General features: G+C 61.5%; 27 protein-coding genes and 1 pseudogene. 8 read left to right on the top strand and 20 right to left on the bottom strand.

What is annotated here, in order from left to right; translation table 11 throughout:
• Window positions 1-16: 16 nt before the first annotated feature.
• From H6927_03340 to H6927_03320, 5 genes are all read right to left on the bottom strand, one after another.
• On the bottom strand, window positions 17-856 hold the full coding sequence (locus H6927_03340; protein MCP5217123.1) for an ATP-binding protein: 840 nt from the start codon (window positions 854-856) through the stop codon (window positions 17-19).
• On the bottom strand, window positions 825-2,351 hold the full coding sequence (locus H6927_03335; GenBank protein MCP5217122.1) for an IS21 family transposase: 1,527 nt from the start codon (window positions 2,349-2,351) through the stop codon (window positions 825-827). The genes H6927_03340 and H6927_03335 overlap by 32 nt, the downstream gene beginning before the upstream one ends.
• A gap of 139 nt (window positions 2,352-2,490) precedes the next feature.
• A complete protein-coding gene (locus H6927_03330) occupies window positions 2,491-2,820 on the bottom strand; it encodes a Rieske 2Fe-2S domain-containing protein (GenBank protein ID MCP5217121.1) in 330 nt (109 codons plus the stop codon).
• 11 nt (window positions 2,821-2,831) lie between these two features.
• Window positions 2,832-3,305 carry a nuclear transport factor 2 family protein gene (locus H6927_03325; GenBank protein MCP5217120.1) on the bottom strand — a complete coding sequence of 158 codons (474 nt, stop codon included), beginning with the start codon at window positions 3,303-3,305 and terminating at the stop codon, window positions 2,832-2,834.
• Window positions 3,298-4,551, bottom strand: a complete 1,254-nt coding sequence (locus H6927_03320; protein ID MCP5217119.1) for an aromatic ring-hydroxylating dioxygenase subunit alpha — start codon at window positions 4,549-4,551, stop codon at window positions 3,298-3,300. The genes H6927_03325 and H6927_03320 overlap by 8 nt, the downstream gene beginning before the upstream one ends.
• Before the next feature lie 220 nt (window positions 4,552-4,771).
• Here H6927_03320 and H6927_03315 point away from each other — a divergent pair, with 220 nt between their 5' ends.
• The gene (locus tag H6927_03315; GenBank protein MCP5217118.1) at window positions 4,772-6,298 is read left to right on the top strand and encodes an IS21 family transposase; all 1,527 of its coding nucleotides are present in this window, start codon (window positions 4,772-4,774) and stop codon (window positions 6,296-6,298) included.
• Window positions 6,267-7,106 carry an ATP-binding protein gene (locus H6927_03310; GenBank protein MCP5217117.1) on the top strand — a complete coding sequence of 280 codons (840 nt, stop codon included), beginning with the start codon at window positions 6,267-6,269 and terminating at the stop codon, window positions 7,104-7,106. Before H6927_03315 ends, H6927_03310 begins: the two co-directional genes overlap by 32 nt.
• Before the next feature lie 329 nt (window positions 7,107-7,435).
• On the opposite strand, the gene H6927_03305 is transcribed toward H6927_03310, so the two are convergent.
• A complete protein-coding gene (locus H6927_03305) occupies window positions 7,436-8,524 on the bottom strand; it encodes an IS5 family transposase (protein MCP5217116.1) in 1,089 nt (362 codons plus the stop codon).
• Between the two features lie 115 nt (window positions 8,525-8,639).
• Here H6927_03305 and H6927_03300 point away from each other — a divergent pair, with 115 nt between their 5' ends.
• The 5 genes and pseudogenes from H6927_03300 to H6927_03280 all read left to right on the top strand — a co-directional run bounded on the left by H6927_03300 (window position 8,640) and on the right by H6927_03280 (window position 14,226).
• On the top strand, window positions 8,640-9,167 hold the full coding sequence (locus H6927_03300) for a hypothetical protein (protein ID MCP5217115.1): 528 nt from the start codon (window positions 8,640-8,642) through the stop codon (window positions 9,165-9,167).
• 30 nt (window positions 9,168-9,197) lie between these two features.
• Window positions 9,198-9,821, top strand: a complete 624-nt coding sequence (locus H6927_03295) for a hypothetical protein (GenBank protein MCP5217114.1) — start codon at window positions 9,198-9,200, stop codon at window positions 9,819-9,821.
• A gap of 15 nt (window positions 9,822-9,836) precedes the next feature.
• On the top strand, window positions 9,837-10,043 hold the full coding sequence (locus H6927_03290) for a hypothetical protein (GenBank protein ID MCP5217113.1): 207 nt from the start codon (window positions 9,837-9,839) through the stop codon (window positions 10,041-10,043).
• A gap of 114 nt (window positions 10,044-10,157) precedes the next feature.
• Window positions 10,158-12,158 (top strand): annotated as a pseudogene (locus H6927_03285) (Tn3-like element IS1071 family transposase).
• Window positions 12,159-12,522: 364 nt separating this feature from the next.
• Window positions 12,523-14,226 (top strand): phosphoethanolamine--lipid A transferase, encoded by a 1,704-nt coding sequence (locus tag H6927_03280; GenBank protein ID MCP5217112.1) that lies wholly within the window; start codon window positions 12,523-12,525, stop codon window positions 14,224-14,226.
• A gap of 283 nt (window positions 14,227-14,509) precedes the next feature.
• Here H6927_03280 and H6927_03275 read toward each other — a convergent pair whose 3' ends face one another.
• From H6927_03275 to umuD, 3 genes are all read right to left on the bottom strand, one after another.
• The gene (locus H6927_03275; protein ID MCP5217111.1) at window positions 14,510-15,427 is read right to left on the bottom strand and encodes a cation transporter; all 918 of its coding nucleotides are present in this window, start codon (window positions 15,425-15,427) and stop codon (window positions 14,510-14,512) included.
• 210 nt (window positions 15,428-15,637) lie between these two features.
• Window positions 15,638-16,936, bottom strand: coding sequence for a Y-family DNA polymerase (locus H6927_03270; protein ID MCP5217110.1), 1,299 nt, complete (start codon window positions 16,934-16,936; stop codon window positions 15,638-15,640).
• A 6-nt stretch (window positions 16,937-16,942) separates the two neighbouring features.
• On the bottom strand, window positions 16,943-17,383 hold the full coding sequence (gene umuD / locus H6927_03265) for a translesion error-prone DNA polymerase V autoproteolytic subunit (GenBank protein MCP5217109.1): 441 nt from the start codon (window positions 17,381-17,383) through the stop codon (window positions 16,943-16,945).
• Between the two features lie 86 nt (window positions 17,384-17,469).
• Between umuD and H6927_03260 the strand changes: the two genes are divergently transcribed.
• A complete protein-coding gene (locus tag H6927_03260) occupies window positions 17,470-18,447 on the top strand; it encodes an SOS response-associated peptidase family protein (GenBank protein ID MCP5217108.1) in 978 nt (325 codons plus the stop codon).
• A 5-nt stretch (window positions 18,448-18,452) separates the two neighbouring features.
• Here the strand turns inward: H6927_03260 and H6927_03255 are convergent, their stop codons facing one another.
• From H6927_03255 to H6927_03205, 11 genes are all read right to left on the bottom strand, one after another.
• Window positions 18,453-19,412: a zeta toxin family protein gene (locus H6927_03255; protein ID MCP5217107.1), complete on the bottom strand. Its 960-nt coding sequence runs from the start codon at window positions 19,410-19,412 to the stop codon at window positions 18,453-18,455.
• Window positions 19,409-19,687 carry an antitoxin gene (locus tag H6927_03250; protein MCP5217106.1) on the bottom strand — a complete coding sequence of 93 codons (279 nt, stop codon included), beginning with the start codon at window positions 19,685-19,687 and terminating at the stop codon, window positions 19,409-19,411. Before H6927_03250 ends, H6927_03255 begins: the two co-directional genes overlap by 4 nt.
• Before the next feature lie 10 nt (window positions 19,688-19,697).
• Window positions 19,698-20,141: a type II toxin-antitoxin system VapC family toxin gene (locus H6927_03245; protein MCP5217105.1), complete on the bottom strand. Its 444-nt coding sequence runs from the start codon at window positions 20,139-20,141 to the stop codon at window positions 19,698-19,700.
• Window positions 20,142-20,226: 85 nt separating this feature from the next.
• Entirely contained in the window at window positions 20,227-20,469 is a 243-nt protein-coding gene (locus H6927_03240) for a type II toxin-antitoxin system Phd/YefM family antitoxin (GenBank protein ID MCP5217104.1), read from the bottom strand.
• A gap of 56 nt (window positions 20,470-20,525) precedes the next feature.
• Window positions 20,526-20,819 carry a hypothetical protein gene (locus H6927_03235; protein ID MCP5217103.1) on the bottom strand — a complete coding sequence of 98 codons (294 nt, stop codon included), beginning with the start codon at window positions 20,817-20,819 and terminating at the stop codon, window positions 20,526-20,528.
• Window positions 20,812-21,432 carry a hypothetical protein gene (locus H6927_03230; protein MCP5217102.1) on the bottom strand — a complete coding sequence of 207 codons (621 nt, stop codon included), beginning with the start codon at window positions 21,430-21,432 and terminating at the stop codon, window positions 20,812-20,814. The genes H6927_03235 and H6927_03230 overlap by 8 nt, the downstream gene beginning before the upstream one ends.
• A complete protein-coding gene (locus tag H6927_03225) occupies window positions 21,414-21,749 on the bottom strand; it encodes a hypothetical protein (protein MCP5217101.1) in 336 nt (111 codons plus the stop codon). The genes H6927_03230 and H6927_03225 overlap by 19 nt, the downstream gene beginning before the upstream one ends.
• A 173-nt stretch (window positions 21,750-21,922) precedes the next feature.
• Complete coding sequence (locus H6927_03220; protein MCP5217100.1) at window positions 21,923-22,624, bottom strand: hypothetical protein; 702 nt, start codon at window positions 22,622-22,624, stop codon at window positions 21,923-21,925.
• 18 nt (window positions 22,625-22,642) lie between these two features.
• Window positions 22,643-23,044 carry a PIN domain-containing protein gene (locus tag H6927_03215; GenBank protein MCP5217099.1) on the bottom strand — a complete coding sequence of 134 codons (402 nt, stop codon included), beginning with the start codon at window positions 23,042-23,044 and terminating at the stop codon, window positions 22,643-22,645.
• 11 nt (window positions 23,045-23,055) lie between these two features.
• Window positions 23,056-23,373: an AbrB/MazE/SpoVT family DNA-binding domain-containing protein gene (locus H6927_03210; protein ID MCP5217098.1), complete on the bottom strand. Its 318-nt coding sequence runs from the start codon at window positions 23,371-23,373 to the stop codon at window positions 23,056-23,058.
• Window positions 23,370-24,137, bottom strand: a complete 768-nt coding sequence (locus H6927_03205) for a hypothetical protein (protein ID MCP5217097.1) — start codon at window positions 24,135-24,137, stop codon at window positions 23,370-23,372. The genes H6927_03210 and H6927_03205 overlap by 4 nt, the downstream gene beginning before the upstream one ends.
• Window positions 24,138-24,319: the final 182 nt, after the last annotated feature.

The following is a 24,319-nucleotide window of genomic DNA, read 5'->3' as shown; positions in this document are numbered from 1 at the left end:
TTGATGGATTCTTTGACTATTCGGTTGTGGATAAGTCTATCGGGTCTGCTGTTTTTCGATCTCCTTTCTGGCTCTTTGGGCGTTGCTTTGGGGGAGCCGCGCCAGCGGCACTGGAGTGCTTGAATCGCCAGCTCTCGTTGCCCGTCTCGACGATGTGGCAATGGTGCGTGAGCCGGTCAAGCAAGGCCGTGGTCATCTTGGCGTCTCCAAAGACGCTGCTCCACTCCGAGAAGGTGAGGTTGGTGGTGATCACCACGCTCGTTCGCTCATAGAGTTTGGAGAGCAGGTGGAACAGCATCGCGCCGCCCGACTGCGTGAATGGCAGGTAGCCCAGTTCATCCAGGATCACCAGATCGACGTACATCAGGCGGTGCGCCATTTGCCCGGCCTTGTTCTGCGCCTTCTCCAGCTCCAGGGCGTTGACCAGCTCCACCGTTGAGAAGAAGCGCACCCGCTTGCCATGCATGCGAATGGCCTCGATCCCCAGGCTCGTGGCCAGGTGGGTTTTACCCGTGCCGGGGCCACCAACCAGCACCACGTTGTGCGCCGACTCCACGAAGCGAAGGGTGTGCAACTGGCGCACCAGTGCTTCGTCGAGCTGCGCGTGGGCGAAGTCAAAGCCGGCGAGGTCACGGTGCGAAGGGAAGCGCGCCACGCGCATCTGGTAAGCCATGGAACGCACCTCACGCTGAGCGGTCTCGGCCTTGATGAGCTGGTGCAGCACGGCCTCATGATCCAGCGACTTCATGCGGGCGGTGCCCAGTACCTCCGGCCAGGCACTGGCCATGCCGTGCAGGCCCAGCGCTTTGAGGGCATCAATGACGTCATGCATGGTCGGACTCCGGTGATGCCTCATGAGGCTGGACGTTGCGCAGTGCGTCGTAGCGCTGCAGGTTGGCCAGTGGCGGCGTGTTGAGCTTGAGCATCGTGGCCACCGGTGGCTCGGGCACGCGCTGCTCCTTCAGACGCGAGAGCACGTTGAGCACGTGCTCGGCACTCACCCGCCCGGACTGCAGCGCCAGCTCTACCGCCACCACCACGGCCTCCAGTCCATGCAGGCTCACCCCCATGAGCACCTGCGCCATCACCCTGTCGCCACCGCTGTGGCGCAGCAACTGGCGCTGCATTTCCTGCAGTGGCTCGGGCATGGTCTTGAAGGGCGCGCCGTTGCGCAGCGCGCCGGGCTTTCGCTCGATGAGCGCGATGTAATGCATCCAGTCGTAGAGCGTCTGATCACGTTCGAAGCTGCGCGCCAGGCGCACCTGTCGCCCATCGGGCCCGACCACCAGCAGGCCATCCGCGTAGGCCCGCAGACTGACCACCGCATGAATCCATTCACACGGCACGCTGTAGCGGTTGCGCTGGAAGTGGATCAGTGCGGTCGCAGAGACCCGTACCGGCTGCTCCACGTAGCCATCAAACGCACGGGGGTTGGGCATGAGACGAGCACGTTCGTCCTGCCAGACATCGGCCACCGTGAGCTGAGTCCATTCCGGGTGACTCATCTCAGCCCAGGCCTTCACGCAGGCCTGCTGCAACCAGTCGTTGAGTTCACCAAGCGTCCCCCAGCGCCGCTCGCTGGCCTCACGCCAGATGTCCTTGCGCCGATCCTGAACGTTCTTCTCCACGACCCCCTTCTCCCAGCCGGCGGCCCGGTTGCAGAACTCCGGCTCGAACAGGTAGTGCCCGGTCATCGCCTCGAAGCGTGCATTGACGCTGCGCTGTTTGCCATGGCCGACCTTGTCCACAGCGGTCTTCATGTTGTCGTAGATGCCCCGCCGGGGCACGCCACCGAAGAGGGCGAACGCCCGTGCGTGCGCATCGAACAGCATCTCGTGCGCTTGGCTGTAGTACGCCACCAGGCAGAAGGCGCGACTGGCCGCCAGCTTGGTGTGTGCCACTTCCAGGCGGCGGCGCAGCCCGCCGATGAACAGGTACTCGCAGCTCCAGTCGAACTGGAACGCCTCGCCCAACTCGAAGCTCAGCGGCACGAACCCCGCACCACGCGCAGCGTTGCCTTGCTCTTGCTGCCAGCGCTGGGCAAAGGCGTAGACCGGCCCTCGGCTGCCGCTGTAGCCCTGCGCGCGCAGCGCCTCAAACATGGCCTTGATCCCGCGTCGATCGCGTTTGCTGCGATGGCTATCGGCCTTGAGCCATTGGCTCAACTGCTCCTTGTACGGATCCAGGATGCTGGGGCCCGACACCCGCTGCGGGTATCGGGGTTCGGCCATCTGCCCGTCTTTGAGCCACTTGGTGGCTGTGTTGCGCGAGATGCCCAGGCGCCGGCTGGCCTCGCGCACCGACACGTCCTGCCTCAGCACGAGGCGGCGTAACTTGCTCAATGTGCTCACGTTGATCACTCCTGCTCCCCCGTGCTGAAAAATTCAGCAGGATAGAGCGGCAACGTGGCTCAAATTTCAACGTGAATGCGTCCCGAAATGGCCCAGCTTTGGAAATGAATCAACAGTTCTATCCGGCAAGACCAGGCAATTACTCGGCCGCTTCCGGGAGTTCGACGAACACCTCGTCGCCGATGACGCTCACAGGATACTGTTGCAGTTTTGCGTCCTCGGGTTCAATCCCGGCGCCCGTCTGTGCGTCGAACTGCCAAAGATGTTCTGTACAAGTGATTACTTCACCATCAAAGGCGCCTTGGCAAAGCGGGATGTCCATATGTGGACACTTGTTCTGGAAGGCACGGATTGCTCCTTTGGTAGAGACCAAGAGCAGGCTGTTGTCAGTGCCCGGGACGGACATTTCGATCATCTCACCCTCCGGAATGTCGGTCCTGGCACATAGCTTGATCGGTTGCGTATTCATCAGTTATCTCGTTAAAGCGGCAAGGGGGTTGGCACTGTGAACATGCGCGTATGGAGCCGTACTGTCCGGCTGTCGATGAGCCAGGTGTCTCCGTTTTTCACGAGCCGATCCTCATAGTGGCCCACGGCGAACAGGTCGCTCTGTCCCTTCATGTCAGTACGGAACACTGAAAAGGTCGACCGCGCCAATGCCTCGCCTTTTTCGAGGCTGATTTGATCCACAGTGATCTGATGCGTCCGGTCGGCCAGGTCATGCACATGTTCCGCCGACTCCTTCAACAGGCGTAGAAGCTCGGCGCGTTTAACCGACATCCAAATCATTTCCTTGCCAATCTCGGGACTGTATGCGCGCAACACATAGCTCCCCGGTTCTGCAAAGGAAGCGATGACGGCAGCAAAATCCTTAGTGTCAAGCAGCCGCCCCACGCGCGCAATCAGCTCGCGTATCGCTTCACGCTCGAAGAGTTGGCTTGCGACGTCAGACATTGGTGATCTCCTTTATTGAATGAGAAACATCGGTATCCACATTACCGTGCCTGAACGGATCATTCGGCGCGCGTCCAAGGCACCGACCCCATTCCTGATAGAAGGCGCGGAGGTTGGCATCGTCCTGCGGTTTCAGCCCTTCTTCCCTGGCAAAGAGGCTGTATCGCGATCCACCCTGGACCATGGTCTCCCACTGCGTTTCGACGGCGGCGATATCCTCTGGGAGATTGCGACCGGCCGGTCCCCATACCTCATTGTGGTGCTGGATCCGCATTGCGCGGACGTCCGGTGTATCGGACTTGAGCCCTACGCCGCGCCATTCGACGAGGGTCTTGCCGGGTGCGAGTGGCGTCATTGTGTCTATACGCATCACGGTCGCGCGAATATTGAGCATCACGTCAGGAAACAGCAGCATGACGACCATGCCGTTCGGCTGCATTCCCGGCAATGCGCCCTCGCTCCGCTCCCCCAGCCCGTAACTGTCGTAGTGAATTACACCCTGCTGAATGATGTTGTGGGAATTCTGGTAAAGCAACCAATTGCGTTCGTGATAGCTCTTGTGTGCGACGGCGGTGCGCCGGTTCAGCACATGCAGGAATTCATGATAGAGCTCGGAGTTGTTGTCTACGAAGAGCTTCCAGTTCGTATTGATGATCGCGCGATGGTAATGGAATACCTCAAGCTCTTCCTGGCCAAGGTGGGTCTTCATATGGTCCGCCATACCACCCAAGAATTGCTCGAGTGGTGGCACGTCGTCCTTCAGGCAAACGAACACCATGCCGCAGAAGATTTCCGTTCGGACAGAGCGCAGTCCAACGTCGTCTTTTTTCAGACTGCAGCCGTCATATCCCTTGCTTCGGGTGATGCTTGTGCACTTACCGTCGAGCGCAAACGTCCATAGATGATAAAGGCACTGCAGGCCCTTCTTCGCATTTCCACGCTCGTCGCGCACTAGGCGCGCGCCCCGGTGTGGGCAAACGTTAAAGAACGCCATAATCGACCGGTCCTCGCTGCGCAGGATGACAACCGGTACCCCGGCGATTTCCTTCGCCCGGTAGTCGCCGGGTTCTGGCAGTTCCGATTCGTGACAGACAAGCCGCCACGTTGCAGCCAGGATTTTCTCTCGCTCTTCCTCGAAAATCACCGGATCCGTATAGATTCGGTTATCTACATAGTGCGTAGACGGAAGCTTAGGGGCAGTAGCCCAGGGACTGACATGATCCATTGCGTTCTCCACATGATCCATTGCGTTCTCCGTTTAGGTATAATAAACATCATTTATTTATAATAAATGATGGCATGTGTACCTCAAGCTGTCAACCACCACACGACGGTTGTGGTGCAAATAGCGTGTTGATTCATTTCCAAAGCTGGGCCATTTCGGGACGCATTCACGTTGAAATTTGAGCCACGTTGCCGCTCTATCCTGCTGAATTTTTCAGCACGGGGGAGCAGGAGTGATCAACGTGAGCACATTGAGCAAGTTACGCCGCCTCGTGCTGAGGCAGGACGTGTCGGTGCGCGAGGCCAGCCGGCGCCTGGGCATCTCGCGCAACACAGCCACCAAGTGGCTCAAAGACGGGCAGATGGCCGAACCCCGATACCCGCAGCGGGTGTCGGGCCCCAGCATCCTGGATCCGTACAAGGAGCAGTTGAGCCAATGGCTCAAGGCCGATAGCCATCGCAGCAAACGCGATCGACGCGGGATCAAGGCCATGTTTGAGGCGCTGCGCGCGCAGGGCTACAGCGGCAGCCGAGGGCCGGTCTACGCCTTTGCCCAGCGCTGGCAGCAAGAGCAAGGCAACGCTGCGCGTGGTGCGGGGTTCGTGCCGCTGAGCTTCGAGTTGGGCGAGGCGTTCCAGTTCGACTGGAGCTGCGAGTACCTGTTCATCGGCGGGCTGCGCCGCCGCCTGGAAGTGGCACACACCAAGCTGGCGGCCAGTCGCGCCTTCTGCCTGGTGGCGTACTACAGCCAAGCGCACGAGATGCTGTTCGATGCGCACGCACGGGCGTTCGCCCTCTTCGGTGGCGTGCCCCGGCGGGGCATCTACGACAACATGAAGACCGCTGTGGACAAGGTCGGCCATGGCAAACAGCGCAGCGTCAATGCACGCTTCGAGGCGATGACCGGGCACTACCTGTTCGAGCCGGAGTTCTGCAACCGGGCCGCCGGCTGGGAGAAGGGGGTCGTGGAGAAGAACGTTCAGGATCGGCGCAAGGACATCTGGCGTGAGGCCAGCGAGCGGCGCTGGGGGACGCTTGGTGAACTCAACGACTGGTTGCAGCAGGCCTGCGTGAAGGCCTGGGCTGAGATGAGTCACCCGGAATGGACTCAGCTCACGGTGGCCGATGTCTGGCAGGACGAACGTGCTCGTCTCATGCCCAACCCCCGTGCGTTTGATGGCTACGTGGAGCAGCCGGTACGGGTCTCTGCGACCGCACTGATCCACTTCCAGCGCAACCGCTACAGCGTGCCGTGTGAATGGATTCATGCGGTGGTCAGTCTGCGGGCCTACGCGGATGGCCTGCTGGTGGTCGGGCCCGATGGGCGACAGGTGCGCCTGGCGCGCAGCTTCGAACGTGATCAGACGCTCTACGACTGGATGCATTACATCGCGCTCATCGAGCGAAAGCCCGGCGCGCTGCGCAACGGCGCGCCCTTCAAGACCATGCCCGAGCCACTGCAGGAAATGCAGCGCCAGTTGCTGCGCCACAGCGGTGGCGACAGGGTGATGGCGCAGGTGCTCATGGGGGTGAGCCTGCATGGACTGGAGGCCGTGGTGGTGGCGGTAGAGCTGGCGCTGCAGTCCGGGCGGGTGAGTGCCGAGCACGTGCTCAACGTGCTCTCGCGTCTGAAGGAGCAGCGCGTGCCCGAGCCACCGGTGGCCACGATGCTCAAGCTCAACACGCCGCCACTGGCCAACCTGCAGCGCTACGACGCACTGCGCAACGTCCAGCCTCATGAGGCATCACCGGAGTCCGACCATGCATGACGTCATTGATGCCCTCAAAGCGCTGGGCCTGCACGGCATGGCCAGTGCCTGGCCGGAGGTACTGGGCACCGCCCGCATGAAGTCGCTGGATCATGAGGCCGTGCTGCACCAGCTCATCAAGGCCGAGACCGCTCAGCGTGAGGTGCGTTCCATGGCTTACCAGATGCGCGTGGCGCGCTTCCCTTCGCACCGTGACCTCGCCGGCTTTGACTTCGCCCACGCGCAGCTCGACGAAGCACTGGTGCGCCAGTTGCACACCCTTCGCTTCGTGGAGTCGGCGCACAACGTGGTGCTGGTTGGTGGCCCCGGCACGGGTAAAACCCACCTGGCCACGAGCCTGGGGATCGAGGCCATTCGCATGCATGGCAAGCGGGTGCGCTTCTTCTCAACGGTGGAGCTGGTCAACGCCCTGGAGCTGGAGAAGGCGCAGAACAAGGCCGGGCAAATGGCGCACCGCCTGATGTACGTCGATCTGGTGATCCTGGATGAACTGGGCTACCTGCCATTCACGCAGTCGGGCGGCGCGATGCTGTTCCACCTGCTCTCCAAACTCTATGAGCGAACGAGCGTGGTGATCACCACCAACCTCACCTTCTCGGAGTGGAGCAGCGTCTTTGGAGACGCCAAGATGACCACGGCCTTGCTTGACCGGCTCACGCACCATTGCCACATCGTCGAGACGGGCAACGAGAGCTGGCGATTCAAGCACTCCAGTGCCGCTGGCGCGGCTCCCCCAAAGCAACGCCCAAAGAGCCAGAAAGGAGATCGAAAAACAGCAGACCCGATAGACTTATCCACAACCGAATAGTCAAAGAATCCATCAACCCAGTGGCTCAATATTCAACGTGATCACTGGCTCAGTTGTGCTGATGAATCAACAGCACCTCCGATCTGCCCGCCGCGATTACGAGAAAACCCGTTGGGCAGATGCAATCACAGAACTTGAGTTCGAGGATTGGCTACGTCATCATGGCCATCACGATCTAGCAGGCCGTTGAAAAAATGCTCATCGAACGCGCCAGGGTCGTGGATTTCGAAGAAACGGATCGCCCAAACTGGCCTGCGCAGCGATTGGAGCGGCCATTTCGGCCTGTTTGCAGGCCGTTTTGCCCGTTCCGGGCGCACGTATCCCATGGTTCACGCATGATGCGCGTCCCACCAGCCGCCCAGACTGCCCATGCGCACCAGGTTGTAGGTGGCAAAGCACAGCAGCGCCTGGCCCGCGAGCTTGGCCTGACCGATCAATTTGGTCTTGGCCAGACCACCCACTGTCTTGATCCAGCCAAAGGCCTCCTCGATGCGCTTGCGCACTTTGAGGCTGGTCTTGTAGCCCTCGTGGCGCCGGATGCGGCCATCGACCGCCGAGTGCTTGTCCTTGGCCGCCACGTGTGGCGTGACTTTGAGCTTTCGGCAGCCCTTGATGAAGGCCTGGCTGTCGTAACCTTTGTCGGCCCCGACCGTGGCCCGCTTGTTCTTGTTTCCCCGGCGTTTGAGCATCGCCAGCGCCGCCTCGCGCTCGGCGGTGCCACTGGCATGTGTGATCTCCACATCCACGATCAGCCCGTTGCGGTTCTCCATGAGGATGTGCCCCATGTGGCACAGGCGAGATTTGTCGCCCGCGCTCTTCTTGAACAGCCGGGCATCGGCATCGGTGGTGCTGGCGTGGGTGTCGTTGCAGCGCTCCTGCCCTTTGAAGTTCACCTCGGGGTTGCGTCCGGGTGGCGTGCCGCTGTCGTCGTCTTTGCGTTTGAAACTCTTGTGCGAGGCCCAGGCCTCAATCAGCGTGCCGTCCACGCTGAAGTGTTCGTCGCTGGCAAGCCGGCCCCACTGGGCGCTGAGCTTGACGCGCTCGAAGAAGGCGCGCGCCAGGTCTTCGTTGAAGAGGCGTTCGCGGTTGGCGCTGAAGGTGGAGTGGTCCCAGACCTTGTCTTCAATGTTCAGGCCCACGAACCAGCGGTACAGCAGGTTGTAGTTGACCGCCTCGACCAGCTGGCGTTCGCTGCGGATGGAGAACAGGATTTGCAGCAGCAAGGCCTTGAGCAGCATCTCCGGCGGCACCGAGGGGCGGCCACGGCGGGCGTACACCGCTTCGAACTCGCTGTTCATGCTCGACAGCAGCGCATCCACCACGGCGCGCAACTTGCGCAGCGGGTGTGCCGCTGGCACTCTTTCTTCAAGGCTGATGTAGCTAAACATCGCCCCCTGGAAGTCTTGGTTGCCTCTCATCTTTCTTGTCGCAGTTGTTCCGGGATGGCTTCAGATCGTAGCGGCCGACGCGGACGCTCGCAGGGGATTTTTCAACGGCCTGCTAGTCGTGGACTGAAGATCACGAAGGAAATCGATGCAGAGGGAGCAAATTGAAATTACCGCGTATCACGAGGCGGGCCATGCAGTCATGGCAATGTCGGTCGGATTCTTGGTAACAGAGATTTCCTGTCACGCATCAGTTGACGGCTATGGATACACAGCTTGGCAGATGCCTTCACTCATGTCGGATACTGCCAGAGTTGGGGCCGTCTTGACGCTGGCATCTGGGATGGTCGCTGACTACTTGCATTGGTCAAGCTTTCCTGACAGGGACGAGGACGAGATTTTGCTGGGTCATTTCGGCGACCAATCAGAAGCCCGTATTCATCTCGCAGCATTGAAACAGGGGGATGTCTTTGAAGATTACATCTCGTTTGCGTTGATGCACCTGCGGAAGGTTGATGTTTGGTCACAAGTAGTGGCCTTGGCTGATCTGCTGAAGTCAACGCGAGTTGTTAACGGTCGAGATATCCTGAGCAGAGTCAAGCAGTGTGTGCCTGCTATCTCCCCCCGTGAGTTGGAACAGTGCAAGCGAGCGGTTGATCTCAAGCATGCCCCCTGATTTAACTGCCCATCAAGTGAAGGAAAGATGATGGATACCAAGGCGATACAAAACCTCATGAACAAGGCCCATTCTGCCGTCCCCACAGCCGCGCCTGGTGCAGGCCTCCGCGAAGCCGTCATGGGATTTGGTGTGGTACCTGGGGTGGCGATGGCCAGCATTCCACTGGCTGCCGCCGTTGCCGTTGCCTGGATTGGCTATGAAGTAGTGACGGGAGTGAAGGAGTCGAGCGAAAAATCGAAGCGTCCGATGCCTGACCGCTGGCTTGAGCAGGTTGCTGCTGCTCCAGACGCAAGTCCAGAAGGATTAGCATTTCTAGTCGGGTGCCTGGAGGCAGACGGGTTCATTTCAGCAGGTAATGCCGTTGAATGGGCGAAGCGCGAAAGCGCCCGCATGGAAGCAAGGAGGCTTGCCGACGAGAAGGCCTCCTACGCCGTTCAGGCGAGCAGCGAAGGGGCCCTGGCCCTCCTGGCGAGAGCACGCAAAGAATGTACCCCTTCGATGCTGAATCCAGGCGCTCTTGATAGGGCGAAGAAGACGGTAGCCGATGTCGCTGACTCGGTGAAGGCGGCAACATCAGGCGTGCTTGCTGAGACATTGAAGGGGGCCGCGACGGGCGCCGTCAAAGGTGTCGCGAGCAAGCTCTTCAAATGAGAGGAAACCGACGGCATGAAGCTCAGCGAACCACAGGAACGGCTCGTCAGAAAGTTGAAGGACGGTGCCGAGTTGCGGCACCACGTGGACACCGGCTTGTTCCGACTGCGGGACGCCATCACAACCAGGTCGGTGCATCCGGCGACAGTTGAGTCGCTCTTGCGCGTTGGCGTGATCAACAAGTCGCTTGACGGCTCTCCTCGTTTTCAGTGCAATAAGTGACGGTACGCAAAGCTAGCACTGGCGCGGGGGTGGTCTGGGTAGACCGTTGATTTCATTGACTTTCCTGTTCGCTTTGTAAACGGGTATGGTGGCCTCCCACTTTTGAGGTTCACGATGCAGGGTTGGCACACAACGTTTTTGGGGATGCGTGGGCTCCCCCGCGATATCAGCGACTTCGAGATGAAGGCATTTTTCACCTTCGATGGTGCCGAGCGCGACGCAATCAATGCACGCCGAGGTGATTCCCACAAGCTTGGTCTGGCGCTCCATATTGGTTTCCTGCGCATGAGTGGGCGTTTGCTCGGTGCCTTTCGGGTAATTCCAGTAGCCTTGTGGCGCCACCTTGGCAACGAGCTTGGCATTGCAGCACCAGAAGTCGCCTCGCTGAGAGCCATGTATGAACGCGGGCGCACGCTATTCGATCACCAACAAGTAGCCTGCACGGTCCTTGGATTCCAGTGGATGAGCGAGCACCAGCGCCGCTCACTGGTACGTGAACTGCGCGACGAAGTGGCGCGCTGCGCCGACCGCGATCAGCTACTCGTGCGGGCGCGTCAATGGCTGTACAAGAACAAGCTGGTGATCGTGCACGAGCGGGCAATTCGGACACTGATTGCGGCGGCACTTGCCCAGCTTGAAGTTGAAACAGGCACCGCCATCGCCGCCAGCGTTGATCCAGCAACACTTGATCGCTGGCGAGCCTCAGTTTCAGAGCTGCGCCCAGATGGACAAACCCAGCAGAGTTGGCTATGGGCTGCACCGGCGAAACACTCAACCCGCCAAATCAGCGAGGTACTGGAGCGCATCGACCTGCTTTACACGCTGGACGTTCATAAGCACCTGGCAGACATCCCCGATCTCATCTTGCGCCGCTACGCGCGCCGACTTGTCTCCAGGCCGCCCTCAGCCGGAGCCAAGATCAAAGAGCCAGCGCGCACCGTGGAGGTCGCATGCTTTCTTCGGTATTGCCTGTTCACCACCACAGACCAGTTGATCCTTATGGTGCAGCGCCGGATCGCCGATCTGTGGCGTCAGGCTGCCGCCGATGTCCCCGCTACCGTCAATTGGGCCGCAATGTACAAAACGCTGCTCGGCGAACTTGTTGCCTTGAGCGCGCAAGGTGCGGTGCCAGATGCTGAGTTGCGTGCCCGTCTTGAAGCCTTGATCACCGAAACCCAGAAACGCAAACCACCGAGCAGGGCCTCCCTGGTCCGCGAGGGATTGATTGATGGAATTCGCCCCGTGCGGTCGTTGCTCGTCGCCATTGCAAAGCTGCCCTGGCAGGCCACCGGCGAGCATCCTGCCATCGAGTACCTTGCCAAGCTGCAAGCTTTATATCTCAAAGGATCCAGAAAGCTGCCAGTTGAAGTGGTGGCACCAAGTCTGGGAATGATCTGGCAGGTTTCGATCTCCAGCCCAGACCGGGAACGGGCGTTTCAGGCGTTGGAGGTGGCCACCCTGTTTGCCCTGCGCCGCGCGGTGCGCAATGGCTCGGTCTGGATTGAGCACAGCCTGAGCTTTCGGGGTCGTGCGCGCTTGTTCTTCACGGACGAGCGTTGGCAGGCAGAGTCCAAGAAACACTATGCCCGTCTATCGTTACCCAGCAAGGCTGCCACTTTCTTGAAGCCTTTGCTGGCCAGAGTAACTGCCGGTGTCGATGCGGTGGCCGCTGCAGCCCGCAGTGGCGTACTGCGCGTGGATGATGAACTCCATTTGTCGCCATTGCCCGCAGAGGACGAAGACCCAGAAGTGACCAAGCTGCGCGCGGCTTTGGATCACCGCATCGGTGAGGTTCAATTGCCGGAAGTGATTCTGGCCGTTGACGCCCAGGTGCGCTTTAGCTGGATCATGCTCGGACGTGAGCCGCGCTCTACCGACGAGCTGCTGATGGTCTATGCCGGCATCATGGCCCACGGCACCAGTCTGACTGCGGTCGAATGCGCGCGCATGATTCCGCAATTGTCTGCCACCAGCATTCGCCAGGCCATGCGCTGGGCGCGGGACGAACGGCGTCTGAGCCAGGCCTGCCAGGCTGTGCTGGAATTCATGCAGCGACACCCGATTCCTGATTACTGCGCTCGCCTTCTGGCGAGTGCGGTCGTTCTGGATACGACGCCACCCTGAGCGGAACAAGCGCATCAAGTACACAACACGTCTGGCCAAGCGTTTGAGAGACCGCCGGATGCAGATGGATTTTCGGCAAGGGAAGGCCGGACGCAACCGTCCGCGCCACTGACGGCTCGCAGGATTAAACGGAGATTCTCCGGGCACCTCAGCAAGGAACGCCATGACATCCTTCACGTGCTCGAAGCGGATGTTGGGTGCATTGGTCGCCGCAGTTCTTGCAACAGATCTCGCTACCCCCCGTGCATGAAGGCTGGATGCCATGGTCGGATGGCTGGAGGGCTGGAAAGGTCTACCGCCTCGACATCTCATCGAAAGACCTGGTGTTTTTCAGAAATCAACACCGCAAAGCAAGATGAACCAAACAAGGCGGCGCCACTCTGCCCACCTTTCGTTCGTGCGCGAGAACTTGCTGCACTGGACAAATTGGCGACCGAGTATTGGAACCCATGGCTTGGTGCTGTGGGTATGCGCATACCTCGCATTGCTGGGCAACACCTCGTTCCTGTCGGCCAGCACAGCTGGCCGCCACTGGGCTGACCCGGGAACCTGGTTGTTCGCGGCTGCCCTGGTGCTGTCGTTGATTGCACTTCATGCCCTCATCTTTGGCCTGCTGGCAAATCGTTGGATCGTGCGACCGCTCTTGACCGCGCTTGTTCTGGCCACAGCATTCGCCACCTTCTTCATGCAACGCTACGGTGTCTACTACGACCCGAGCATGCTGCGCAACGTTTTGCGTACAGATACGACTGAGGCTAGCGAGTTGCTGTCGGCAAGCTTGCTGTTGCATGTGCTCGCCTATTCCCTGGTACCCGTCGCGTGCATATGGCGGGTGCGCGTGGTGGCACACCCCTTCGCTCGCGCCCTGTTGTGTCGATTGCTGTTCATTGTCGGGGCTGCTTTGGTCTTGGTGATTTCGCTGCTGCTTGTCTTCCAGGACTTTTCGGCGTTGATGAGGAACCAGAAGGAGCTGCGCTACCTCATCACACCTGCCAATCTGCTCTATTCCACGGCGCGGGTGCTGTCCACCGACGCTGAGATAGCGATCGTGCGCACGCCTGTAGGGATGGATGCGCGCATTGCCCCAGCAGTGCAGGGCCGCAAGCCAACGCTGATGTTCATCGTGGTGGGGGAGACGCTCCGGGCGGCGAGCTGGGGTCTCAACGGCTATCTGCGGCAGACCTCGCCACAGATGAAGGCATTGGACGTGCTCAACTTCAGCAACGTCACTGCTTGCGGCACCAATACCGAGACATCGCTTCCATGTATGTTCTCGGCCGTCGGCAGGAGAGACTATGACGAAAAGCGGATTCGTTCCAGCGAATCCCTGTTGCACGTGCTGTCGCGTGCAGGCGTGTCCGTGCGCTGGAAGGACAACCAATCAGGATGCAAGGGGGTGTGCGACGGCCTGGGTGAGACCATCGTCGATCCCAAGGCAGACGCCGCCTTGTGCGAAGACGGACGGTGCTTCGACGAAGTGCTGCTGCGCAACGTTGGCGCTCTTACCCAGGGCTCGACCGGAGACATCGTGGTCGTCCTTCATATGCTGGGGAATCACGGTCCTGCGTACTACAAACGGTATCCCACCGCCTTTCGCCGCTTCCAGCCCACCTGCGACACCGGCGAGTTGCGGCGCTGTGATCGCCAGAGCATCGTCAATGCCTATGACAATGCCGTTCTCTATACCGACCATGTGTTGAGCCAGGCTGTCGCCTATCTCAAGACGCAGCAGGAGCGTTTCGATACCGCGATGATATATGTCTCGGATCATGGCGAGTCCCTGGGTGAAAAAGGACTCTTCCTGCACGGGTTGCCGCAGGCCATTGCCCCCAACGAACAGACCCGTGTACCCATGGTGTGGTGGCTCTCCGAATCTTTCAAGGCAAGCCGTGGGCTCGATACAGCATGTCTCAACGGCAAGACCGCTCTGGCACTGTCCCATGACAACCTGTTCCATTCCGTCCTCGGTCTGATGGCAATCACGACCCAGGTCTACGATGCGCGCTTGGACATCGCTTCGGCCTGCACCCACTCGCCAGGCTCCACTCCAACGCGGTAGCTCCTACTGCGCGGATCGAAGGAACAGGTGGCGCTTCTGTGCGCATGGCAGGCAGGCGCGTACAGGTCTTCATTGACGCTCGCGACGGACCAAGCCTGCGGAGCAATCGGCGATGATGACATACACCGAGTCACAGGCAGCCAAGCTTTCTCGCCTGGGCACAGGCGTCATGATCCAATTAGTGCGGCTTAAGTTCCGCCGTTGCCCGATGGGGAACGGCTCTTGACCCGGTTCTTTGAAAGGAGCATTGCAGCGGTTTGCATAAATGTGTTTGGCAACAGAATCAATATTTGAGTTCTCTCTCAGCCTTGCGCAAATCTTGATCCTCGATCTGGATCGTGGTGTGGGTGATATCGAAGGTTGTTTCCATTGCTGACTTGGCGGCAACCAGTGTCTTAGGGGCATCGGCCATATTGGTCACAACCAAGTGGCAACTCATCGCATCAACACCTGATGTGATTGTCCAGACGTGGAGGTCATGCACGGCCGTGATGCCGGGAATTTCCTTGAGCTTGTCTTCCAACAAGGAGATGTCAATTTCAGGGGGCGTGCCTTCCATCAGGATATGAATCGCCTGCTTCAACAAGATCCATGTCCGTGGAACGATGAAAAGGCCAATGCCGGCGCCGACGATGGGATCAGCCAGCTTCCAGCCCGTGAACATGACGATCGCCGCCGCGACGAGAACACCGAGCGAACCTAGCATGTCGGCGAGCACCTCGAAGTAGGCGCCCTTCACGTTGAGGCTCTCTGACGACCCGGCAGAGAGGAGTTTCATGCTCACTAGGTTGACGGCGAGACCGACGACGGCGACGATCAGCATCGGGCCACTCAGAATCTCAGGAGGGTTCAGGAATCGCTGGTAAGCCTCGTAGAGGATGTAGAGGGTCAGCACAAGAAGGACGACGGCGTTCGCCAGTGCTGCCAACACTTCAGATCGGACATAGCCGTAGGTCTTCTGAGGAGTTGCAGGGCGCTCGGAAAAACGGATCGCAAGCAGCGCCAGGGCCAAGCCACCGGCATCGGTCAGCATATGCGCTGCATCGGCGAGTAGAGCGAGACTACCGGTCCACAGGCCACCGACGACTTCCACGGCCATGAATATGGTCGTGAGCGCCAAAGCTCCCATCAACCGCGTCTTGTGCCGTCCTGCGGCCGTGCCGGAAGGCGTCGTCGCTCCGTGTGAATGTCCTGCACCCATGTATACGTCCCGTTTTCGCTAAATGCTTAAGAAAAATGATACTGATATTAAGCAACAGCATAAGCATGCCGAGGATGCCACTTTCATAGCGATCCAGAATTTCGAGGCGCAGGCGCTCCATGCCCGCTGACATCGTCAGCCGCAAGAACAGTTGCACTTCCCCTTTATGGAGTTGGGTAAGGTGATTGAGGGCAACGCCGTCCGCTGGCTTTAGGCGCGCGCGACGGGAACCTGTCGCCAGTCGGTGGTGTACTGGGGTGTTCGTCGGGCCTGGCGCATTGCCCAGTCACGCCGCGCGGCCGCGGTGCCGACGCTGCCCTGCTTCACCGTGGCTTTTCCCCATCGGGCATTGAGCTTGTCCACCACGCTCATCAGCTGGCCGCGGTTGCGGCCAGATTCATCTTCAAGATCGAGTTCGCCTTGCAGGATGCTGCTGTCGCAGAGGTCCAGCAGCATCACGCCGGCTTTCGCCAAGTTGTAGCCGGGCTCGAAAATCAGTTCTAGACCCATCGTGGCCGCCTGGATGATCTTCGCCGTGTCGGCCGTGGGCCGGCGCAACGGCACCACGAGCGACTTGGCCCAGCGCGGGCCTGGCCGGAACGGCGAGGTGTGCGCGAAGACCAGCACGCGCCCGGCCAGGCTCCCCTGTCGCCGCAGCTTCTCGGCCGCGCGTGTCGCGAAGTCGCTCACGGCCTGCAGCAACTGCGGCAACTCGCGCACCGGCCGGCCGAAGGATCTCGTCACGGCGATCTCGCGCTTGGGCGTGGGAGCCTCTTCCAGATCGATGCAGGGCATGCCTTGCAACTCGCGAACGGTGCGTTCGAGCACCACCGACCAGCGGCGGCGCACCGAAGCCGGGTCGAGCCGCGCCAAATCCTGCGCGGTGGCCACGCCGGCGTCGCGCAGTTGTGCGCCGATACGCGGCCCAACTCCCCACACGTCGCCCACGTCAGTGATGGCGAGCAGCAGGTCCACGTCGGCCTGCGGCAGCGCACCCAGGTGGCATACCTGCGCGTGCTGCGCAGGGTAGCTGCCGGCTTTCCTTTCTGCGCACTTGGCGATGTGGTTGGCCAACTTGGCCAAGGTTTTCGTGGGCGCTATGCCGATGCACGTCGGAATACCGATCCAACGGTGGATGCGAGCGCGGATGGCATGCGCGCGCTCGGCCAGGTTGCCACGCACGCCGTGAAGATCCACGAAGCACTCATCGATGCTGTAGATCTCCTGGCCGGGCCCGAGGCCTGCGGCCAAGCTCATCATCCTGTCCGACATATCGCCGTACAGGGTGAAATTGGCGCTCAGGCTGACCAGGCCGGCGCGGTCTTCGAGATGGCGGAATTCATGGTGCGGCTGGGCCATCTTGATGCCCAGCGCCTTGGCTTCGTTGCTGCGGCTGATCGCGCAACCGTCATTGTTGCTGAGCACGACCACCGGCCGGCCCTGCAGGCTCGGCCGGAAAACGCGCTCGCAGCTCACGTAGAAATTGTTGCCATCGAGGAGTGCCAGCATGGTGCATCACTGGAACCGCTTGATGCAGCTGGTGGCCACGCCCCAAACCTCGATCGTCTGCCCTTCCGTAGGCACGATTTCCGGGTACGTCGGGTTGCCTGCCTTGAGCTTGAGCCGGCCGGCGCGAAGGTACAGTTGCTTGACGGCGTATTCACCGTCCACCACGGCCACCACGATGTTGCCGTGGCAGGGTTTGAGGGCTCGGTTCACCAGCAACAGATCGCCGTCGAAGATGCCCAGGTCCTGCATGGAGTCCCCGGCAACACGGAAAAGAAAGGTAGCCTGGGGATGGGTGACGAGGATTTCGTTGAGGTCGATCCGCTTGACCAAGTAATCGTCCGCCGGCGAGGGGAAGCCGGCATGCACGCTGGCATTGGCCAATGGCAGCACCAGGCCGCTGCTGGCCAGCGGCACTGGGACGTTAAAACATTGGATTGCACTGTGCATACGTACAGTATAAATCCGACGCTTCGGGCGCTATGCACCAGCCTCCCCTAGACTGCTGTCAAGATTTTCAGGGAAAGGATCGCTCCATGTGCTACTCGGCCGCCGTGCGCGCGGACTACGCCGCGTTCCGTCGCCTGTTCCCGAGGTCCCGCCTGGCGCTCAAGGCGTTCTTCGATCTGTACTGGCGGCGCAGGCAGCAGCCCAAGCCGCCCATGCGTACGCCCAGGGTGATGGATGCGCAGTTCACGCATCCCCACTCGCCCGAGGAGCGCGAGATCCATGCGCTGATTGCGGAATTCGACGCGAGCCAGGTGTCCGCGCTGGAGCAGGATCTGTTCGCGCAGCGCAAGCGCCTAGCCGACGCCGAGCGCGCCCTGCAGACCAAGGTGACGAAGAAGGCCCAGGAAGACCAGCGCATCGCCACCGCCAAGATCGACCAGGCGCTCGCGCGCCTGACGAGGCTGAAGCGACCCGAACTGAGCGAAAGCGATACGCGGATTTTCCCCGGCTGGTGGGCGCCGGTGCTGGTGATCGAGGGCGGCGAGCCGGTGATCTGGCCCATGCGCTACGGGTGCCGGCCGGCCGGCAAGCCGACCCTCTACGACAGGAAGTACCCCGGGACATACAACGCGCGCCGGGACAACCTGCGCGGGTTCTGGAAGCAGCAGTTCGGGCAGACGCACGCACTCATGCTCGTGACCACGTTCTTCGAGAACGTGGCCCGGCACGCGGCCGAAGGCCGGGCGCTGCGCGCTGGCGAGGCGCCAGAAAACATCGTGCTCCGGTTCGAGCCCAGTCCACCGCAGGAGATGTACATCGCCTGCCTGTTTTCGCACTGGACGCCGCCGGCGGGCTCCGACGAGCCCGACCTGTGGTCGTTCGCGGCCGTGACGGATGATCCGCCGCCCGAAGTGGCCGCGGCCGGGCATGACCGCTGCATCGTGCAGCTGCGGCCCGAGAACGTTGAAGCCTGGCTGACGCCGCAGGGGCGCACGCTGGACGCCTTGGATGCGCTGCTCGATGACAAGGCGCGGCCGTACTACGAACACCGCTTGGCCGCGTGATGTTTTCAGCGGCTGCGCGCAGGAGGCTTGCTCGCCTGCGGCGTGGCCGCTAGGCTGGTGAATGGCCCGGCAGGGCTGGCACCTCGGGAAAGGGCCTGCTCTTTTCCGCGTGTGTAGGGCGTGATCCTGGCGCCCCTGTCCCCTTGCAACTGCGCACTCGCAGCGACCCGCCTCGCGTGTCCGCCTATCGCATCAAGGTACTGGGGATTTGCGCCGCGTTCGCGGGCAGCAGCTGCCACAGCCGCCCAGCCATCGGCCAGCATGGTCCGTCGCTCGGCGGGTATCTCCCGGGCGGCCTGCAGGGCCATGGTCGCATCGTCGCGGGGTTGACGCTGACTGTCGTAGAGCAGCTGGCCGCCGCGGTTGATGATGCGCAGCCGATCCAGCTGATGGGCCAGCTGGCTCACCGTAGCACTGAACCCTTGCATCGCCGCATCGTGGTAGTCCTCTGTGACGAAGCGCGGGTTCGGGTTGCCCACCTGGTGCTGGCGTTCGTGGCGTTGATAGATGCCGAGCAGGCTTTCTTCCCTGCTGGTGGCTACTACCACCATCTCCACCTTGTAGCCTTGCTCCTGCAGCCGGTCCACGAAGCGCTGGACCGACTGTGGGTTGCGGAAGGTGCCCTCCTCCACGATGTTGCGCCGCGCCTCGATCGCCATGAGCCGGAGGGCGTTCGCAAGCCGGCCGGCGTCCGCTTGGGTCTCGCTGGATGGCAGTCTGGCGGTGCCGAGGGGGATGCGCTCGCGCATGCGATCCGCATCCACGTGGACGAAGCCACCCTGCGCCTTGAGTTCGTCGCGCACAAGCTCGCCCCCTGCACTTTTGCCTGCGCCGGGCTGGCCACCCACCAGCACGACACGGGGTTGATCCTGTGCCGAGGACCGCGCCGCACGCTGCGCGAAGTAGCTGCTGGTGATGGCCGCCACCGATTCGTCGGTGAGCGGCTTGTACCCTTCCCCGGTCATGGGCGCGCGGATTCCTGCGGGGTGCGCATTCCGAAAACGCTGTCTTGAGGGTTCAGGATGCGCGCGATGGTCTCATGGTCGTTGACCCTCAGATCCTCTTGCAGATTGGAGATGGCGGCCATTTGGGCCTCGCAATAGGCGATCAGCGCGGCCGAGGGCTGGGCCTTCTCGCGCTCGTGCTGGAGGGCCATGATGAAGGGCTGCAGGCGCTGGCCCAGGTTTTCCAGGGCCACTTCGTAGTCGATGCTCTCGCTGTTGATGCCAAGGCTTTGCATGGTTGTTCTTTCACGTGCGGGGGACTCTCGATTTCTCGGCGAGAAATTCCCAGGGATTGATGAGCAGCACTCCCGAGTCCTCGAAGTGCTTGATGTTGCGCGTGACCAGCGCAGCGCCGTGAACCAGGCCGGTAGCGGCCATCAGCGCATCGCGGTAGTCCCGGCTGTCCGCCTGGGTCAGCTTTGCCGCGCGCCTGGCGATTGCGTGGTCCACAGGCAGGATGCGGCTGTTGAAGGCTGGCAGCACCATGGCATCGAGCCAGCGCGCCAGTACCGCCGCCTGTGACTCGTCCCCACGCTGTGCCAGGTGGCTGATGCCGCGCTGGATCTCCAGCACCGTGATGGAGGTGATGTACAGCTGGTCCATGGCCTGCGCTTCCATCCAGGCTTCCACGCTGGGATGGCAGGTACTCTTTCGGATCTCGGACAAGACATTGGTGTCCAGAATCAGCATGGTTTTTCCTGACCGTCGAAGGTGCCAATGTTGTTTGGACCGGCCGTGCGCGCGATCCGGGCGTTGCCCGACCCCGTGGTCGCCGTCATGCGTCCAGTTCCCTGGCGTCGATGCGGATCGGCTGGATGTCGAAATCGTCGGCCTCGTTCTGGCGCAGCAACTCCACCGGGTTCCTGTCGGTTTTGGTCAGGCGCCGGTACTCGGCGATCGGGATGAGCGCGAGTGCGGGTTCACCGCGATCGGTGATGATGACCGTGCCACCCTCGCTCGCCACGCGCTTTGACGCGCTGACGTTGTGCACGAACTCGCGGGCGGTGACGGTTGTGATCGGTTGTGCCATGGTCCTTCCTTCCAATGAAATGCGCAGCGTCGGCCGACAGCGGCTCATGTGGTGCCGCTGTTCTCGGCGGCGATGGCGGCGCGCGTTTGCCTGGCCAGCGCCCTGTAGGCATTGAAGATGGGCAGCGGCATGCCGTACTCGCCCACGTCCTGTGCCCTGCGGTCGCTGTTGTATTCGGCGTCCAGCAAAATCTGCTGCGCCAGATCCAGCGGCACGCGCCTGCGGCCCTCGTCCAGTTCTTCGGACAGCCATTCGGGACAGCGGTTGGCGTACTCGTTTGCGATGGTCGCACTGATGCGCAGGGTCACGAACCGGACGGGCGGCTGGCCTTCATGCATGGCGAACCCCTTTCTCATGCTCCCGGGCAGCCTGCTCGATCTCATCGGCCAGCTCGCGCAGCCGGCCGACCGTTACCACCCACTCGGGGGTCTGGAGGCCGGCAAAGAGTCGATCCTTGACGGCCTGGTAGACCGTTTCGGCGCGCTCGTCGCCGAGTGCGAAGGCGCATGCGGCGATGGCCAGCTGCGCCGGGCCCGAGCCCATGTACCCCCATTCCAGGCCGCTGGGCGAATGGTTGCGCAGGTCGATCCGCCAGGGCAGTTCGTCGGTGGCGTTCCAGGGTGCCGGCACCGCTCCGTGGTGGTCGAGGATGGCCGAGACCATCGGCGCCGTGGTCACGCGGGTGTGGTGCCCATCATCGGCGCGGCGTCCGAAAATGCCCACCCACGCCGGCGGTGCCGGCTGGCAGTACGACAACCGGGCCGCCGCGCTCTCGCTGCCGTCCGCCGGGTCGCCGCGGAGATCGCCCGGCACCAATCCGTGCAGCCGCAGCCAGGCGGCGGCCAGGGTATCGCCGAGGACGATCGCGTCGGCCTTGGTGTCCGCGTCCACCTCGAAGGTCTTGCGCACATCCAGCGGGCCGGTTGTGTAAGTCACGAACCAGGGGTGCATCGCTCTCTCCCCTGCTGGTGATGCTTTCGCGTCATCAGCTGCTCGTGGAATTTCGGGTTGGCTCCCTGCAGGTGCCAGCCGAACATGGAGCCGGTCAGCATGGCTTCGCGCTGCGCGGATGTGACGCCTTCGGCGGCATTGAGTTCGTCAGCTGTCAGCCGTGTGTGGATCGGGTAGTAGCCGGGCTCGCCGCGCTTGACGGCGATCACCGGCGACGTGCCGTAGACGCCCTTCGGGTTGTCGGCATAGGCGATGGGCGGAAGTCCGCGCTCGGAGAGTGCGTCATCGCGTGCGAGGTCGATGGGATTGAGGTGCATGGCCGTCGTCTCCTTGAACCCGATCCCCGGGCCTGGGCAGGTGGAATATCCATCTGCGCCAATGTTAGTAACGTTACTAACAATTGTCAAGCCCTCAAACTTGATCTCGCTTCCTGGAATTTCTCGGGGAGAAATTTTGGGCAGCTTTCGGCAGTTCGCTTTGACGTACCCTTTCAGGAATGCCTTCCGATGTGCTCGAAAATGCGCGCGGATGTCCTGGCAACCTCTTTGCGATAGGCCACGTAGGCTTCGTAGTCCGGCCAGCTGCCGATCACGGTCGGGCCGTACATGCCATTCCACATATTCGGTGATGGCCGGTCCATGCCCTGCTGAACGGTGAGGGCCGCCCGCTTTCGCGGTGTTTCCCCCTTCTTCAGTTGATCAACATGGCAGCTGATCTGATCAAGTTGGCAGTGCTTGTACTTGCCCGCCGAGTGGCACCAGCTGGCAAAGGCATGCTGCCCGTCCTTGGTTGCCAGCTCTCCGATCAGGTCAATCTCGAACTGTAGGGCTTGCTGGTCATCGCCCCAGCGCTCTTGTGCCAGTGCCTCCAGCCGGGCGTCCTCTTCCTTCTTCCACGCGGCAGCGCAAAACACTTGATAGTCCTTGGCCCACGCCGCTAGCAACGTCAGCTCCTCGGCCATGGCGCGCAGGGCGCTGGCGGCCGCATTGATCGCCAGTTCGTGCTCAGGCTTCAAGTTGCTGAACTGCTCCTTGATCTTCTGCATCTGCGTGGCCGAGCGCTTCGCATTCGACGCCTGGATCTTGATGTTCTTGTCGCCGTGATACCTGGCGTCCCACTCCCAGCGACGGATCAGGTCGGAATCGGCCTTGCGGCGTGTCTGCGCTTGAAAGCGTGCGAGCAGGTCACTCATGCCGTCCCTTCTTTCTCTTCAGTGCTTTTCCAGTGCCTGCCAGTTTTCGATGCGCAGGCCATCCACCCTTTGAAACTCGCCCACGTTTGCCGTGACGAGGACCAGCCCGCGCGACAGCGCATGCGCAGCGATCAGGGTGTCGTAGGCGCCGATCGGTCGGCCGATGCGCTCCAACTCGGCACGCACCGGGCCCAGCACCTCCGCGGCCTCGCGGTCCCACGTGAGCACGTTCGCCAGGTTGAGGAAGGCGTGAACCAGCTGGGCCAGCCGCACGGCTTGTGGCTTCTTGGCTAACCCGTAGACGTGCTCGGCCATCGTGATCGTCGAAATGCACCAGGCATCCGGCGGCAGCGCGAGCAGCTTTTCATTGATTGCCGCGTCACCGCGGATGGCAGCGCTGCTGGCATTGGTGTCCAGCATGTAGACCGCGCTCACGCGGCGCCCTCACCTGTTCTGTGCGGCTCGATCCAGTCCGCGTAGGGGTCGCGAGGGCCATCCATCGGCTGCTGGCGGTTCTTGAGATAGTCCTCCAGGCCTTCTGCAGCCAGCTCTTCGGCCAGCTGCTCGCGCAGCGCCGCGAATGCCGCCCAACTGACGGCCTTGACCGGGGACAGCACGACATCACCCGAGCGGGCATCGCGCCGGATCAGGACCTCGGTGCCCTCGAAGCGAAACTCGGCCGGCAGGCGCACAGCTTGGCTTCCGCCGCTGCTGAACAGACGGGCGGTCTTGATTGGATCAGCGTTCATGATGCGCTCCTTTGTTTTTCCGTGAACCGTGCCGTTTCCAGCAGGGCTGTGACTTCCGGGCCTTGCAGCGCCGCCTGCAGGCCCTTCTCCTTCGCGGCCCAATGTTCCGCAAGCTGCGCTGAGATGGCGTCGGCGGTCGCCTGGCCGTCGAGCATCACTCGCGCGGCCAGGTCCGCGACGAAGCCACCGACGTAGTGCAAGGTGGGAACGTCCTCGCCAATGCTGCGTTTCACGGCGGTGGACAGGCTTTGTGCCAGCACGGCTGTGCGGCCCAGCCGCGGCAACCAGGCGCGCAGCTGCTCGCACTGGTGCGGCTGCAGGACCAGCTTGAAGCCTTCCCAGTAGAGCGGCACGTGTTCGTTCTGCGCGAACCACTCCAGCGTCGTCGATCCGATCTGAGCATTGACGCCAAAGCGCAGGAGCGACGTACTCTCGCTTCCCAGCGTGCAACCCTCCTTGTATCCAGTGGCCGGCGGCTCCGCAACGACCCTGACGCCAAGCCAGCCGTCATCGCCGGGGAACACGCCCAGGGAGAACTCGAATCCCACGAATTCAAGGCCGCTATGCATGCGCAATGGCCGCTGGCCATACAGTTTCTCGGACAGGTCGCGCGCAGCCTTGAATTTCAGCCAGGCATCGGCCGCCGAGGCGGTGGTGCTGCCGACTTCTTTGAGCCAGTAGCTGCGCAACTGCTCCGACTGGGCATTCCACCAGTCCATGCCGCCTTGTTCGTCAGCTGTCGGCGCGCGCGTCACGTCTTGCATGGCAGTTCCTTGAGGCCTGATACCCCAGGCCACGGTGAGCGGACGGTTCAGCTCAGGGCAATAGTATATATATCGTGTAGCTACATTGCAAGAGCTAAAATAGTACAGTGATAACTGTACTTATCACTGCATGCTATTTCGTTGCCCTTTTCGGTGTCCGAAGATACGATGCGCCTAAGCCG

This window comes from Burkholderiaceae bacterium, from assembly GCA_024235995.1.
Classification (GTDB): Bacteria; Pseudomonadota; Gammaproteobacteria; order Burkholderiales; family Burkholderiaceae_C; genus Ottowia.
The sequence above is the reverse complement of the archived record's forward strand: the minus strand, read 5'-3'. Positions and strand labels throughout refer to the sequence as shown.